We start from the raw sequence: 13998 nt of genomic DNA, 5'->3' as shown, positions 1-13998 counted from the left end.
CACACGTCCCTTACTCCACGTCGTCAGCGCCACCCTCCGCCTCAATCTTCGCTTGAGGCCACGCGCCGATCCGACTATAAATATCGCACCCAGTGCGATATTTATTACACTCGGTGTAATTATGCAAGTGGGCACCGGCGGAGGCGGTTGATATGAGGGGGGCGCTGGAACGACCGGAAGGCCTGCGGGAACGCAAGCGGCGGGAGACGTCCGAGCGAATCGTTGACAAGGGTTTGAAATTGTTCGTGAAGCACGGTTACGACGGCACCACGCTCGACGCCATCACGGAGGCCGCCGGCATCTCGCGCCGGACCTTCTTCTATTATTTCAAGTCCAAGGAGGACGTTCTGCTGGCCGCGCACGACAGCGGCTTTCGGGAAGCACTGAGGCCGGCGATGCTCGCCGAGTCGTCCGATCAGGCCCCTCTCGATGCCGTCCAGAAGTGCCTGATCAAGCTCGCCTCGCGCCACGAGACCAAGGAGTCCATCGTGTTCGACCGCCTGATGGAGTCAACCGAAGCGCTGCGCGCCCGCAAGGAAGCCGTTTTCGTCGAGACGGAGCAGATCCTGTTCGATGCCATGTGCGAGCTCTGGCCGTCGCCGGCACGGCGGGACGGGCTTCGGCTGGTCGCGATGGTGGCGATGGGAACGCTGCGCCTGGCCCTGGAGAAATGGAAGCAGAACGACGCGGCGCATCCCCTCGCCTATTACGTCCGGCAAAGTTTTGCGCTGCTGGCAAAGCAGTTCTGACGGCGCCCAGGCGGGATCATCGCGATCCAACGCGTCAGCGGCGCAGTTCACCTTACACGGCCGGCCGCGTCGGCGAAGTCCGCCCCGCGACGAGATCGACACCGGCGCATGACGCCTCAATCAGCTTCCAGATCGTGGATAACCGGTCGCAGCGCCTCGGTCGTGACGTGCAGGATTGCAAGTGTGATCGGGAGCTTGAAGCGTCGCCGGCCCGCGCTGCCTGGGTTGACGTAGAGTACGCCGTCCACCGTGTCGATCTCCGGCACATGGGAGTGGCCGGAGACGACAACGTCGATGCCCTGTGTTACGGGATCGATCTGCATCGTCTTGAGGTCGTGCAAGAGGTAGAACCACCGCCCGGCGAGACGCACGCGTTCGGTCTCAGGATATTGACCGGCCCAATCGCCGGTGTCGACGTTTCCCCTGATCGCGGAGACGGGAGCGATCCTGCGAAGGGCGGTGATAATGTCGGGATCACCGATGTCGCCGCCGTGGATGATGTGATCGACCCCCGTCAGGGCTCGCTCCGCCTCCGGCCTCAGCAAGCCGTGCGTATCGGAAATGATGCCGATCCTGAAGACCATCGATCGATGCGTCCTAAACGGTCATGGTGGCGAGATCCGACGCGATCCGACTGGCCGGAAATATTGCTACGGCTTCCGCCAGGATTTCATCATCAGGATAACGACCCGAGATATGCGTGAGAACCAGCTGCTTCACGCTGTTCGCCGCAGCCAATGCGGCTGCCTCCGCCGCGGTGAGGTGTCCGTAGTCGCGCGCGATGGCGGCGTCGCGCTGCAGGAACGTGGCCTCGATGACCAGCAGATCGGCATCCCGCACGTGGTCCGCCAATCCGTCCGTGGTCTCGATGTCGCCGACGACGACCAGCTTGGTACCGCGTTCCAGCGGCCCCAGGACGTTTTCGGGAACAATCGTTCGACCGTCCGCCAGGACGATCGCACGCCCCTCCGCCAATTCCCTGCGCATCGGTCCGTCCGGCACACCCAGGTCCGCCAGATGGTCCGGACGAAGATGGCGACGCGCGGGCGTCTCGAACACGAAGGCATAACTGTCGGTGTCGCGGTGGCGGACCGGAAAGCAGTCGATCACGAACTCGCCGGCGTCGAGAACTCTGCCCGGCTGCAGCGGCACCATCTCCAAAGGTATCGGCGCCCGTCCCTCGCCCCAGAGACCGGCCAGCATCCGGGTGACAATTTCGAGCGTGCCGGGACTGCCGTGAATGGTGACGAGTTCCTCGTTTTGTCGCGTCCGCAGCGTCGAAAATAACCCGGGTATTCCAAGCACGTGGTCGAAATGGGCGTGGGTGAGCAGCAGGCGCTCGAGCCGCCTGAAGCCGGCGCCTGCGCGCAACAATTGCCGTTGCGTGCCCTCGCCGCAGTCCACCAGCAACCGATGACCACCCGCCTCGATCAGGAGACCCGGATGATTGCGCTCGGCGGACGGCACGCTGGCCGAGGTCCCGAGAAATGTGAGCTTGAACATGATGGTGCGAACCTGGCTTGGCGAAGAGCGCGCAGGGAGTGCCCGGCGTCGCGGATCCCCTGTAGCAGCAGCCAAGCCCCCCAACCACCCCGGCAAACATGACTGCGAGATTTTCAGCAATCGCTCCGGCGTCATTGCCGGTCAAGCTCTTCCAGCCAGGCACGCAAGCAATGTTGCCCGGCGGCGATGTTTGCCGCCGACAGGCGCGCATTATCGGCGCGCAGGCTTTGGGGCGAAAGCCCGACGCGGGCCAGTTCGGACGCATGGCCGATCAGCCAGCGCTCGAAATCGCGGCCGCCGGCCTCCGGATGAAACTGGAATGCGAGTGTGTTGCGCCCGATGGCAAAGGCCTGGTTGGCGCAGATCGATGTCGACGCCAGCCGCTCCGCTCCCTCCGGCAGATCGAAGGTATCGCCGTGCCAATGCAGCATGGCGACGTCAGCAAGACAACGCAGCGGTCCGGCGCGGCCGGCATCGGTCAAGGTGACCGGTGCCCAGCCGATCTCGGCGGCCGGGCCGGGATAGACCCGCGCGCCCAGCGCCCGTGCCATCAGCTGCGCACCGAGGCAAATGCCCAGCGTCGGCCGGCCCAACGCAAGCCGGCTTTCGATCAGCGAGATCTCGCCAGTCAGGAACGGATAATCATCGTCCTGATAGGCGCCGATCGGACCGCCCAGCACGGCCAAGAGATCGACGGTGTCGGCTCGAAGCGCGCGGAGATCATCGACACCGGCGTCGCGATACTGGACCGTGTATCCTGCCGCTTCCAGCACCGTCTGGAAGCTGCCGAGATCCTCGAAAGCAATATGGCGGATCGCAATTGCCGTTTTTGTCATCGCTGCCGAATCTCATCTTGCCATGCGGCCCGGTTTGCCCATGGTCGGAATGCCGGCCTCCATGCCATCCCCGATGCCGGAGGGCCAGAGCCATCTCATCGTCGAAACGAGGAATCCGCCTGGACCATCGCCTTGATGAAATTGAACACGGCGGCCATGCGCGGCACGTTCCTGAGATCTTCATGGATCGCCAGCCAGAACTCGCGTTCCGCCTTCACCTGCTTCGGCAGGATCATCCTGACCGACGGCTCGCCACGCACGATGTAATCGGGAAACATCCCGATGCCGACGCCGGCAAGAACCGCATTGAGCTGCGCCAGCGGGCTTGTGCTGCTAAACACCACGTTGCGCTGGCCCGTGGTGTCGCGAAGCCATTTCAGGCTGGGGATTTCGATGAGATCCTCGATATAATCGACGAAGACATGCTCATCGATGTCCTCGATGCGCGCCGGCTCGCCATGGCGCTCGACATATGTGTGCGACGCATACAGATGAACATCGCATCGCGCCAGCCGGCGCGCGACCAGGCGCGGACCGGTCGGCCGCACCAGGCCGATCGAGATATCGGCTTCCCGCCTGGTCAGGTTGGCGATCTGCATCGCGGTGACCACCTCGACCGCGATATTGGGGTGCTGTTCGCGAAATGCCGGCAGCGCGGGCGACAGAATCCGCGCGGCAAAGCCTTCCACCACCGCGATGCGAACCGGGCCGGACAAATCGTTGCCGACATGGCCGACCGACGAGATTTCATCCGCGGCCTGCGCCATTGCTTCCGCATGCGCCAGCAGCCGCCATCCGGCTTCCGTCAGCACGAACCCTTTCTGGGTTCGCTCGAACAGCTTGTGATCGAGGCGTCGCTCCAGATTGGCGATGCGGCGCAGCACGGTGGTGTGCGACACGCCCAGCCGCCGCGCCGCCTTGAGCAGCGTGGTCTTGCGCACCAGTTCGAGGAAATACTGCACGTCGTCCCAGGGAAACACAGCGACCTTTGTCTCAGGCGCGCTCGCTTTCCCTGGCCCCGGTCCAGCCGACCTGGTCCGGGACTTCATGACGTCGGTCCAGCTTGCATCGCTCGTCTCCGGCACGGACCCAATGGGGCGTTATGGCAACGCCTCATTGGGCCGCCTCGGAGCGCGAGATTCAAGCGAATGATTTGAGGAGCGCATCGACATCCTTCTGATCCGGCCCCTTGGACCGCGCGTGCGGGCGCGGACCGGCCATGTAGCCGACCAGCAGCAGGATCTCGTCCGGACGCGGCGCGTCCGCAACCATGACCGGCATGGTGTCGATGGCATCGAGATCCCATCCATCGTCGATCGGGCCGAAGATCATGTCGGCATGCGCGCCGGGCGCCACCACCTTGGCATTGCCCGGAATCGGAACCCGACCGCGGCGGATCACCCCGCGCATCGCCATCCCGATGCGGGCGTGGATCATCACCGCGCCGTGTTCGAGGTCACCGGCCGTGCCCACCAGCGCCGCCTTGGAATAAGCTCGCAGATTTTTGGGGTCGCCGATCAGCTCGAGCGCTTTCCTGGTCAGCATGTCGCCGACCTTGAAAGAGATATCGATCAGCGGCGCCAGATCCGTGCCGACCGGCTTGCCGACCAGCGGATTTTTCAGCACCACGCCGAGCGCCACCCGCCGCAGCGGGGACGCAAGCCGCGTCCCATGCTCCACCGCGATCTCCTCATCGAAAACAACCGTCTTGCGGATATCCATTATCGTCTCCTCCAGTGCGAGCGCCTAGCATGTGCATCAACGCTATCGCGCCATGGAGAGCCTGTGCAGTCGCGATCCTCGCAACGCACTGTGCATTTTTGGTTCAACGGCGCGTTGTGATCACATGTGGGCCGCAATAACATCGCGCATGGCCTTGTTCGCGTCACCCAGGTGCCACCAGTTGAAGCCGCAAATATCGCCATAGCGGCCGAAGTCATTGAAGAATTGACTGAGCTTCGCGACCGCGTCCGCGCTGTCGAATCCGTCGGCGGTATAGGCCTGGCCGGAAATCACCACGGGTTTGGCAGCCCAGTGCTGATATCGGTCGCAGCAGAATCCGGCATATCCGGCCGAGTTGGCAAGCGGATATTCTCCGACGGTTCCCGTCTGATTCAGCATCGAGGCTTTCGGGAAGTTCTTGAACCAATAGGCTTGCGGATTGATCATGTCGACAAAAGCCGCGGCCGCCTGAAGCAGCTGAGGTGCATGCCCGTCGATGAAGCCGAAACTGGTAAAGCCCAGTCCGGCGACATGACCGCGGATGCCGCCGAGAAACTGCTGAATCTCCTGCGCGGTCCAATGAGCGCCGTTCTCTCCCTGCTCGATGTCGGCGATGTAATGATCGACACCATAGGTATTGATCGCCCCCAACGCGAGAGCGGTTTCCGCCGGGATGTCTTCGCCCTGGCACCAGCCCCAGCCGGCGATCGCAAATCCAGCCGCACGGGCATCATCCGCGAAAGCGGTCTCGCGATTCAGATTGGTGTGCTGATGGCTGCCGACGTAGTTGCGGCCGTGGATGCGCAACCACAGATGATCGACCTTCAGGCGGTGCAATTCGCCGATCAGCGCGGCCGTGCTGCCATAGGCGTTCAGCAAAGTTTCGAGGTCGTAGACGTAAAATCCGTGTCCACTGAAAGGTGGCTTCAATCCTGTCTTGAAGACTGGCATGACAATTGTTCTCGGTTTTCAAATGTTGGTTTTTCCGCAGCGAGGTGTTTGGGTCGCGGGCATTGAACGTCTACTCCTCCAGCGGCGATATCGATCATACGCCTGGCGGTGCTCCGAACACGTTCCAGCCCCACAAGGTATCGAGCTCAGGCGTGAAGATGCCGTCAGCGGGCTGGCCTTGCTGGGTCTGCCGCTCGGTGAGCTTCTTTTTCGTGACCGGACCGAAATAGTTTCCGGCGGAGAGGCCGAGCTTCTCGCGCAGACGAGCAACCTCGGCGCTTTGCGAGCCCGGCCGCAACCGGATGAGTTCACGACGCAGCGCGACGTCGTCGCCCGACTGCCCATTGAGAAGCATCGCAGCCGCGATGCCCGCGTCGCGGCCCGTCAACAGCACAAGATCACAGCGTTTGCCCGATCCGAGCTGGTTCAGCACGGCCTGAAACTTGGCCCATTGGTCGCTCGTGAGCTGTTTGCCACGGACAGTCAGGCAGCCGGCCGACGAAAACGATGCTTCCCATTCGGCTTTCACGCTCGTGACATAGGTGCAGTGCACGTTGTCGTAAGGCATGCTGGTGTCCCAAGTATCGTCGACTCCGAAGATGAGGTCGTTGGTCGTTCGCAGTACCGTGCACGTCGCGTCCTGCGCCAGGTCGTCGGGATCGGTCATGCGCAGCGCGGGCTTGATAGTGCCATGCTTGTGCGCTGCCACCCGGAATACGTAACCACCGGTCGGGACCATGTTGCATGCGGTACTGAACGACACGCCGAAGTTCACCTTGTTGTAATAGCCGCGCATGTAGTACGGGTTCGGAACCGTCGAACCCGAGAACAAGGTCAGACGGCGTTTCGTCGGATCCGCGTCGCGCTTGTAGAAACCCAGGAGGCAGCGATAGTCGCTGTGATTGGGCCGAACGTCGGTAACCTCGATCGAGGTGGCGTTCTCCACTTCGTGCCTGGATCCGATTTCCGTCGCCTTGCCCAGCGCCAACCCGCGAAAAGCGAGGGCGATGACATCATTCATGCCGTGGGGGTCGAACCGATTGGCGCCGATCAGCAGTTCGACGACATCGGGCGTCAACATGAAGGTTGTCGCCGCGCCGATCGTGCTGGCGCTCAAATGGCGGTAATCCGGGGCATGCGCATCCTGCTCCGGCCACTTCGCCTTCAGCGGCGTTGCGGCACTGAAGGTTGCGATGAACCGGGAAGCCCGCTGCATCAGCGTTTCAGGTTCCGGCGCCGGGTCGTCCGCCGATTGCTCCTGCACTCTCGCCCGCTGCAACTCGGCATCGGTCAGTTCGAGTTTATCGGGCGCGATCACGCCGTCGCCGGATCGGAATGCGAATATCGAATGATCGTTCATGTCTGCCTCCACTCAAGGTTTGCCGGCGGTATAGTTCGGCAAGGCCAGCCCGCGGCGGAAGCTTGTGAGTTGCTCGGCCGTTGCCCGAGGCAGGGCCCTGCTCGCCGCTGCTGGGGAAAATGTGCGCTGCGGGTTAGCCGCCGGGGAATCCGATTTGCCGATCTTCGAGTTCGCGACAGCCTGTCGGGCCAGCGCTTCGACGTTCGCGATCGTGCAGATCTTGGCGTAGTTGCGGACAATATTGTTCGCGAGGCAAAATGCGTCCCCGGGCGGCAACGCTTGCAGCGTTCGCACAGCTTCGTCGGTCTTGCTGTCGGCGCGATAAGCACTCAGCGCATCGACGACGAGCTGACGGACCTCCAGCGCATAGGGCGAGAAGGCATATTCCGCGGCGTAGCCGTCGATCAGCTTGCGCGCGAGTTCACTGCTCGCCGCGACGATCGCGATCGATTTGGTCGCGGCGTCGACGGCGGCCATGATCAGGGCCGCCTGGGTATTTGCGGTTGCGATCGAACTCGACGCGTACCGCGAATTCTTTGCCAGTTCGACTATGCCATCGAAGAAGACCCCGCACTGTTCGTCGACGAAATCGAATCCCGCAATCGTGTAGCCGGTCGGGGTAAGGTCCGGCACGGGCGCGGAACAAACGCCGGCAAACGCATGGACCTCGCTTGGCTTGGCCGATACGCCACGCCCGCTATCGCCGAAGCGGCACCCCGAAACGAGCACAGCCAGCAGAAAAAGGATGATTGATCGCCGCACGGTATCCCCCCGATTTTCCAGATCCCAGAACTGAACGGCGCCGCCGTGCGGTCGCCGGGTTGACGTTTAGGCGGCGCTGGCGGCGCGATCCTGGGGAGCCTTGCGTGGCCCTACTTTCACAAAGCCACCCCAGATCGCGACCGGCAAAACCGATGCCCAACGCAAGCGCCAACGCTCAAGCAACCGCCGAAGCTGGATCAGCGGACGCCTGCTTGAAGACGGCAAAGAGTCTCGAACCATCAGGCACGCCGAGACCAGTGCAGGCATTCCAGCCCGGGCCGGCGGTGTAGCCGATATTGCCAACCTTGTTGTCGCCGCTGACAACCGAACGGAACGCTGCCGTACTGCCATACAACAGCGGGAGGGCAAATCCGGCGGGCTTGCTGCACGCCTCGTTGATCAGCGCAAAAAATCCCGCGAACAATGGCGCCACCGCGCTGGTTCCGCCAATCGTTCCGCCAATGCCGCCGACGACGACGGAAAAGCCGCTGCGGGGGTCGGCATCGCCGGCAATATCCGGCACGCCTCGCCTGACTTTTCGATCGTTGACCGACTCCGGGATGTTCGCATTGGCCTGATAAGCGGGCATCGCGAATACATCGCTGATGCCGCCGCCGGTTCCGCCGCCGTTGCGATTCCAGACCTTCTCGCTGGTGATGACGCCGTCACTGGTATCGATCACAGTGCCACCGCAGCCGATGACAAACGGGCTCGACGCCGGAAAATCGGTATGCGCGCGGCCGTCGCCGATACCATCGGTCGCAAGATTGTCGCCTGCCGCCGCAAGCACCGTTATATTCAACGACGCAGCGTCCTTGAACGCCGTGTTCATCGCGGCGAGGCCCTGGCCGCTCCAGTTCAGTTCCGCCGATCCCCAGCTGATCGAGATGATCGACGGACGATTTTGCTGATCGTGGACCGCCCTGGTGATGGCATCGACGAAGCCCTGGACGGTGTTGGGGGCGAAATACACCGCGATGCTGGCTCCCGGAGCCGCTCCGCCCGCGACCTGGATATCCAGCGCGACCTCACTATCCGCGTTGGGATCCCTGCCGGGCTGGTTTTGTCCTCCCGACACCGAGATCGGCATGACCCTCGGCGTATTCAGATTCATGGCCCTGAACGCCGCTTGGTTGTCGCTGTCCCGGAAGCCACCGCCGAGTTCGATCAGAGCGATGCACTGGCCGGCTCCGTTGCCGGTCGTGTTCGGAAATCCGTAGAGTTTCGCCACCTCGTTGGGGAGATGTCCCACGACGGCATGCGGGTCCAGGTGATGGGTGAGCTTCGCCTTTGCAATCGGTCTCGTGTCGAGGCCCAAAACGGCCTCCACGCTGTCGACCACATCAGCCGGCGCCGAGAGGGTGCCTGAACGCGCGCGAAACCCCTGCTGACCGTCATTGTAGTAGTGCAGCTTGGTCCTGAAGGCGGCTTCGATCTTGTCGATCGGACCGGAGAGTTTGACCAGCCGGCGCGCTGGATCCTGCCTGACGATCGCCAACCCCGTTTCATTCGCAAAGTCTGCGATTTTCGCGAAATCGTTGGCGTATTCCGCTGCCCGCTGGCCAGCAACGTCGTATGCCGGCGCATTCTTTGCTGCGGCCGCTGACGCAGAAAGAGGTCCCTGCTGCAGAAGATCGTCGGCGCTGCGATCTTTCAGATAGACGCTGATTTCGATCGGCTCCCCGGGCGTTGAAGCGTGGGCCGAGGCGATCGCCGGCAGACCTTTGGGTGGTTCGCGATGACTTCCGGGTATTTCAACGTAATTGGCAATCATGACACTCTCCTGTCGTGAATGGGTTGTCAGCACCGCGACGGCTGGCTATTCCGAATTTTTCCTTGAGACGCCGCCGCTGTTTCCCTGCTCCCGCGTCGCATCGTTCCGGCCCTATTGCAGATCGGCCGCGGACCAGCCGCGCAAGATGTCCTCGCTCTCCAACGTGCGAATGCAGTCGCGTACGGTCTTGATCCGATCCGGATAGTTGCTCGCGCCGATGGCGGCCAGCCGTTCGAGCGCGTTGCCGCCTTCGAAGGCCTGCGCGATCCTCTGGAATCCGGCGCGCCCCTGATGGCGGATATCGTTGACCCAGATGACCTCGCGCCAGTCGTTGCCGGTGAAAGCCCCGACGCGTCGCATAGTGTCGCTGATCTTGCGTCGTGCCGTCGCTATGGCGTGGCGCACCTGCACATTGCGCGCCTCCTCCTGGCGGCACCAGAGCAACAGCCTGGCGGTGGTGGTCCTCTCCGCATCGTCGACGCGTGTCGGATCGGCATTGAGGTACTGCATGAAGTCAGCGATCTGCGTCTCGACGACACCGTTCGGGCGCGTCACCCTGCGCGACGTTTCGAGCGACCGGACCGATCCATCAGGAAGCCTGCGATGCACGCGCGGAACCTGTTCACCGTCCTCCACCAGAGTCAGATCGGGGAAGAAGCGGGCCGCAGACGGCAACGCCAGCAGCATGCGGAATAGCACGATCAGATTTTCGTTCGGCGTATGCGCCGCCGCCTGGTAACAGCCGAAGGTGAAAGCGGCGCGATCGTAGGAGTTCAGGCGGGCGAAATAGCCGTCGCTCTCTCCCATGACGGTCGGCCAGATGATCTGGGCCAGCCGGCCGTGGATGCCCATGGCTGTATTGCGGTCGTAACGGCCGGCGTCCGCAATCTCGTTCAGCCGGTTGGACGGCTGATACAGTCCGCGCCGCGCCATGTCGTCGGTGTAACGCGTCTCCGAGCCGAGATAGATGCGGCTGTCATTTGCAAGTTTCGCGAAATGAACGAACCGGCCGGGCCTCGGCTCGGTGCGCTCGAATCCGGTGATCTCATCCGCACCTGGACCAGGCAGCAGCGCATCGGCTCGAGCCGCCATTTCAGCATCACCGACATCGCCCTGGGGCGCCCCGGCATTACCCGGGCGCGCCTCGCCATCCTGTCCTGGCGTCAGCAGACGAAGGCTGAGCGCATCGATGCGTGTTTGCTCGCGTGCCTCGACCGCGGCAAAAGCGTCCGTATCGCCTTCGCTGACTGCAATCGGCCACCCCAAGCCGAGAAGACCGGCGGTTTCCGGACCCACGACGCCGTCCGTCGCCACCCCTTCCGCGGCTTGCAGATTGTAAACCGCCGCTTCGGTTGTCACACCGAAGACGCCGTCGATCCGACCTGGTTCGTAGCCACGCTGCTGGAGCGCACGCTGCACGGCGATGACCGTCGGCCCCCGCGTCAGCGGCGACGTGACCATCAGCTGTCCCGCTTGCGGGACATAGGGCTGCCCAGCGCCGGCTGTATATTCGATGCCGGGAACCAGCACGCCATAGTCCCAAGGTCGCGATGCGGCGCCGGTAGCGATCACCACGCCGAACCTCGCCCCCCGCGCCTCGACCGTGCTGCCGTCCCCTCGCGATATCGCGATGTGCCCGATCGCATGACCACTGCCTTGAGAACGCGGCCGGCGCAGCAGAATGGCCCCCGGCGTATTCAGCGCCTGGCTGACAGCAATGGTCGCATGCGACGACAGCGCGTCCTCGGTCCAGTACCCGGTATAGGCGTCTGCGGTCTGCGGATTGTCCGGCCTCACGCCGAACAGCACACCGTAGGCCTGATAGACGCACCAGGACACGAATTCGGCACAGTCCCACGGCCCGTGGAACGTTGCATTATCCATAGGCACACGCGCCCCAAGCACATATGGCTCGCCTTCATGCGCTTCGGCGATGGGTAGCAAGATACGTCCGTTATGCATGGTGTTCTCCACCGGTTTGATGTGTTCGGAGTGGGCATCGCGCGGCCTGCCGACGGCAGGCCCGATCAATTTTTTGGAACGGTCGCCTCCGTCGTCTTCAACCCAAGGAACGTCGCCGCGCTCAAACCCTGCAGGCCAAGCAGCGTTGTGTTGAAGTCCGGCATTGCGAGGCCGGACATCACGTCCTTCGCGAAGACGACCGTCAGCACGACCGTCCATGCGACCACCTGGAAGCGATGGAAGCTCACTCCATTGGCGTCGCTTACGATGTCGCGGAAGAAATTTTCCGATTGATTGAGCAGTTTGGCGCGATCGGATTCCCGCGCGCTCAGCCGCGCCTGGACCGCGGCGACCTGTTTGACGATCTCGACCTTGCGCTCGCCGTTCGCTTCGACAGCGACTTCCTGCCTGAGGGCGGCTTCCCGCCCCGCAAGCATGGCCACGTCCTGCGTTGCCGCCTCGCGTGCAGTTTGCGCTTCCAGCGTTGCCTTGTCGGATGTCTTGGCAACATTGATCGCGGCGGAGCCGAGCGCCGTACCGGCACCGATCGCGAGCAGCGTGAGAGCGGTACTGTTGAACGAATTGTTGAAGTCCCCCGTGACCAGCCCGATGAACAGATAGGCGGCGAGCACGACGAAGAACCACCAGGCCGCCTGCGCGCGGGACAGGCTGTAGGCCCCGCGCCAATCCAGCGCGCCCGGCTCGGGTTGGCCATCACGAATGATGTTGGTGCGCAATGCGCAGACGACGAAAGCCGCGAGCAGAACCAGGAATACGATCAGCCACGTGATTCCCCAGCGGGTAGGCAGCGGATTCAGCTTGAGTTTTGCCTCGGAGCGAATAGCCGGCTGTTCATCCGGTCCGATGCTCACGAGCAAGCCTGCTGGCTCCGCTCGGGCTCTCTCCACAATGGCGGCGAGGGTTTCGCGCGACCCTTCGCGCAACTCGACGACCAGCTTCGCAACGAACTTGACGTTGTTCCCGGCCGGATCGATCTGCGGCGGCAGTTTCAGGGGTCCGGCGGGCCGGCCGTCGATAAACAGAACGAGCCTCTTTGCAAGAGTGGCGCAGGGCTTGAGCTTGGGGTAATTCGTCACCTCGATCGCGATTTCGTCGCCCAGCTCGACATCCGTCACGCCCGGCTCGTCTGGACTCGCCGGCGCCGCAGCACCGCGGGAGATGCGATAGACCCGTCCCACCGCAGCCGCTGCGGGTTCGCAAGACCCGGACGATGCCGCGGGAGCTGGCGATTGTGCACCGGTCGGAACGGTTAAGCTGCAGAGGAAGACCGCCGCTGTCACACCAAATAAGAGCGGTGCGATGGACCGGGCGACAGCGGTTGCCGGTGACAGCCCCGATATCGCCCTCAGCCTCCTGCCTACGATCTTCTGCATTTTGGTCTTCCCCTGGAAGGACACTTCCGTTCGTCAGGTTTTATCCAGCGACATGCGCGCGGCCTTGGCCCGTGCATCGCCTCACGCCTCCGTTGCGTCGAAGATCCATCCGTGACACTGGCCGCTGTTCCTGTCGGTGCCGACAGCGCGCAACCGGCGCTGCTCGCCGCAACCCGCCGCAAGAATAGCGACGGAGCCGAGAGCGGAGAAAAAAGAGCCGTCCCGAACGTGGGACGGCAGTTCAGGGAGGATCGTGAAGATGGAAGCCTCCGGCAGGTCGATCGTTCGCCGTGCGTAGATGCGGCTTCCGAGACCACCATCCGCGCGATCCTGGGTAATCGTCAGACGATCGCCGCGCAGCTCGACAATGAGGACTTCCTCATGCGGCTTGCTGGTCGGAATATGCGGGACCTCGCAACTCGAAAACCGGAGAATGTTGTTCATGCGGATGGAGAAGTCGGCCATTATGTGGTCCCGGGCTGAGCGGCTAAGATTGCGAGATGGATTGGGGGCAACCGCCCTCAGCGGTGGCGCATCGGGGGGCCGTGCGACGATCCGACCGGGCGCCATGCGCGGATTGGGTCGGCGTGGCACGGCAAATCGGGACAAAGCCTGCCGGTTTGCGAGGCAGTACACGATGCTGCCGCCAGCCCCGCCCGCGTATGAAGGGCGGGCAATGCCTTGACGCAAAATTTGTTGGTTATGAAAATACCGCACTGCTCGCTCTCAGTTTCGGCAACATCGTGCGAGAGTGAGTTTGGGCAGACGGTGTGAGGGCAGCGTGAGAACCCTCCTGGCGATCAGGGGGAGGTCATTTCACGCTGGGTTAACGGCAGGTATGGCGGAATCGCCGTCAAAGGGGACGGTCGGATGAGCGGACACGGGACAATCTCTCTCTGGACTGCGCGCGATGAGATCGAGTCCAGAGCATTTGAGCCACGGATCGATGCAGGGCCTGAGGGGTCAATTCCCGGTTTCAGGCACT

At 63.0% G+C, this 13998-nt stretch carries 13 protein-coding genes; 1 reads left to right on the top strand and 12 read right to left on the bottom strand.

The features are described from left to right. Positions 1–152 precede the first annotated feature (152 nt). Positions 153–749, top strand: coding sequence for a TetR/AcrR family transcriptional regulator (locus tag RS897_RS20720; RefSeq protein ID WP_315838364.1), 597 nt, complete (start codon positions 153–155; stop codon positions 747–749). A gap of 116 nt (positions 750–865) precedes the next feature. On the opposite strand, the gene RS897_RS20715 is transcribed toward RS897_RS20720, so the two are convergent. From RS897_RS20715 to RS897_RS20660, 12 genes are all read right to left on the bottom strand, one after another. After that, the gene (locus RS897_RS20715) at positions 866–1333 is read right to left on the bottom strand and encodes a metallophosphoesterase family protein (protein WP_315838363.1); all 468 of its coding nucleotides are present in this window, start codon (positions 1331–1333) and stop codon (positions 866–868) included. 13 nt (positions 1334–1346) lie between these two features. Next, positions 1347–2252 carry an MBL fold metallo-hydrolase gene (locus tag RS897_RS20710; protein WP_315838362.1) on the bottom strand — a complete coding sequence of 302 codons (906 nt, stop codon included), beginning with the start codon at positions 2250–2252 and terminating at the stop codon, positions 1347–1349. Positions 2253–2383: 131 nt separating this feature from the next. Then, a complete protein-coding gene (locus tag RS897_RS20705) occupies positions 2384–3088 on the bottom strand; it encodes a glutamine amidotransferase (protein ID WP_315838361.1) in 705 nt (234 codons plus the stop codon). Positions 3089–3183: 95 nt separating this feature from the next. After that, positions 3184–4137 (bottom strand): LysR family transcriptional regulator, encoded by a 954-nt coding sequence (locus tag RS897_RS20700; RefSeq protein WP_315838360.1) that lies wholly within the window; start codon positions 4135–4137, stop codon positions 3184–3186. A 91-nt stretch (positions 4138–4228) separates the two neighbouring features. Continuing rightward, the gene (locus RS897_RS20695; protein WP_315838359.1) at positions 4229–4810 is read right to left on the bottom strand and encodes an amino acid synthesis family protein; all 582 of its coding nucleotides are present in this window, start codon (positions 4808–4810) and stop codon (positions 4229–4231) included. A 120-nt stretch (positions 4811–4930) separates the two neighbouring features. Further along, entirely contained in the window at positions 4931–5761 is an 831-nt protein-coding gene (locus tag RS897_RS20690; protein WP_315838358.1) for a hypothetical protein, read from the bottom strand. Between the two features lie 94 nt (positions 5762–5855). After that, the gene (locus tag RS897_RS20685; RefSeq protein ID WP_315838357.1) at positions 5856–7121 is read right to left on the bottom strand and encodes a peptidoglycan-binding domain-containing protein; all 1266 of its coding nucleotides are present in this window, start codon (positions 7119–7121) and stop codon (positions 5856–5858) included. Positions 7122–7133: 12 nt separating this feature from the next. Next, complete coding sequence (locus tag RS897_RS20680; RefSeq protein ID WP_315838356.1) at positions 7134–7883, bottom strand: hypothetical protein; 750 nt, start codon at positions 7881–7883, stop codon at positions 7134–7136. Positions 7884–8058: 175 nt separating this feature from the next. Continuing rightward, entirely contained in the window at positions 8059–9657 is a 1599-nt protein-coding gene (locus RS897_RS20675) for a S53 family peptidase (protein ID WP_315838355.1), read from the bottom strand. Between the two features lie 111 nt (positions 9658–9768). After that, on the bottom strand, positions 9769–11541 hold the full coding sequence (locus RS897_RS20670; protein ID WP_315838354.1) for a peptidoglycan-binding domain-containing protein: 1773 nt from the start codon (positions 11539–11541) through the stop codon (positions 9769–9771). Positions 11542–11684: 143 nt separating this feature from the next. Beyond that, positions 11685–12755, bottom strand: a complete 1071-nt coding sequence (locus RS897_RS20665; protein WP_315838353.1) for a hypothetical protein — start codon at positions 12753–12755, stop codon at positions 11685–11687. A gap of 339 nt (positions 12756–13094) precedes the next feature. Further along, a complete protein-coding gene (locus RS897_RS20660; RefSeq protein ID WP_315838352.1) occupies positions 13095–13478 on the bottom strand; it encodes a hypothetical protein in 384 nt (127 codons plus the stop codon). Positions 13479–13998 lie beyond the last annotated feature (520 nt).

Origin of the sequence: Bradyrhizobium prioriisuperbiae, assembly GCF_032397745.1 — a bacterium.
Classification (GTDB): domain Bacteria; phylum Pseudomonadota; class Alphaproteobacteria; order Rhizobiales; family Xanthobacteraceae; genus Bradyrhizobium_A; species Bradyrhizobium_A prioriisuperbiae.
Note: the sequence above shows the minus strand (reverse complement) of the source record. Positions and strands in the feature narration are given on the sequence as shown.

What these genes read in the sequence shown, in the direction of transcription:
- RS897_RS20675 (WP_315838355.1), bottom strand. Translation starts at nt 9,657, where the DNA reads ATGATTGCCAATTACGTTGAAATACCCGGAAGTCATCGCGAACCACCC.
- RS897_RS20710 (WP_315838362.1), bottom strand. Translation starts at nt 2,252, where the DNA reads ATGTTCAAGCTCACATTTCTCGGGACCTCGGCCAGCGTGCCGTCCGCC.
- RS897_RS20690 (WP_315838358.1), bottom strand. Translation starts at nt 5,761, where the DNA reads ATGCCAGTCTTCAAGACAGGATTGAAGCCACCTTTCAGTGGACACGGA.
- RS897_RS20685 (WP_315838357.1), bottom strand. Translation starts at nt 7,121, where the DNA reads ATGAACGATCATTCGATATTCGCATTCCGATCCGGCGACGGCGTGATC.
- RS897_RS20705 (WP_315838361.1), bottom strand. Translation starts at nt 3,088, where the DNA reads ATGACAAAAACGGCAATTGCGATCCGCCATATTGCTTTCGAGGATCTC.
- RS897_RS20695 (WP_315838359.1), bottom strand. Translation starts at nt 4,810, where the DNA reads ATGGATATCCGCAAGACGGTTGTTTTCGATGAGGAGATCGCGGTGGAG.
- RS897_RS20715 (WP_315838363.1), bottom strand. Translation starts at nt 1,333, where the DNA reads ATGGTCTTCAGGATCGGCATCATTTCCGATACGCACGGCTTGCTGAGG.
- RS897_RS20660 (WP_315838352.1), bottom strand. Translation starts at nt 13,478, where the DNA reads ATGGCCGACTTCTCCATCCGCATGAACAACATTCTCCGGTTTTCGAGT.
- RS897_RS20700 (WP_315838360.1), bottom strand. Translation starts at nt 4,137, where the DNA reads ATGAAGTCCCGGACCAGGTCGGCTGGACCGGGGCCAGGGAAAGCGAGC.
- RS897_RS20670 (WP_315838354.1), bottom strand. Translation starts at nt 11,541, where the DNA reads ATGGATAATGCAACGTTCCACGGGCCGTGGGACTGTGCCGAATTCGTG.
- RS897_RS20720 (WP_315838364.1), top strand. Translation starts at nt 153, where the DNA reads ATGAGGGGGGCGCTGGAACGACCGGAAGGCCTGCGGGAACGCAAGCGG.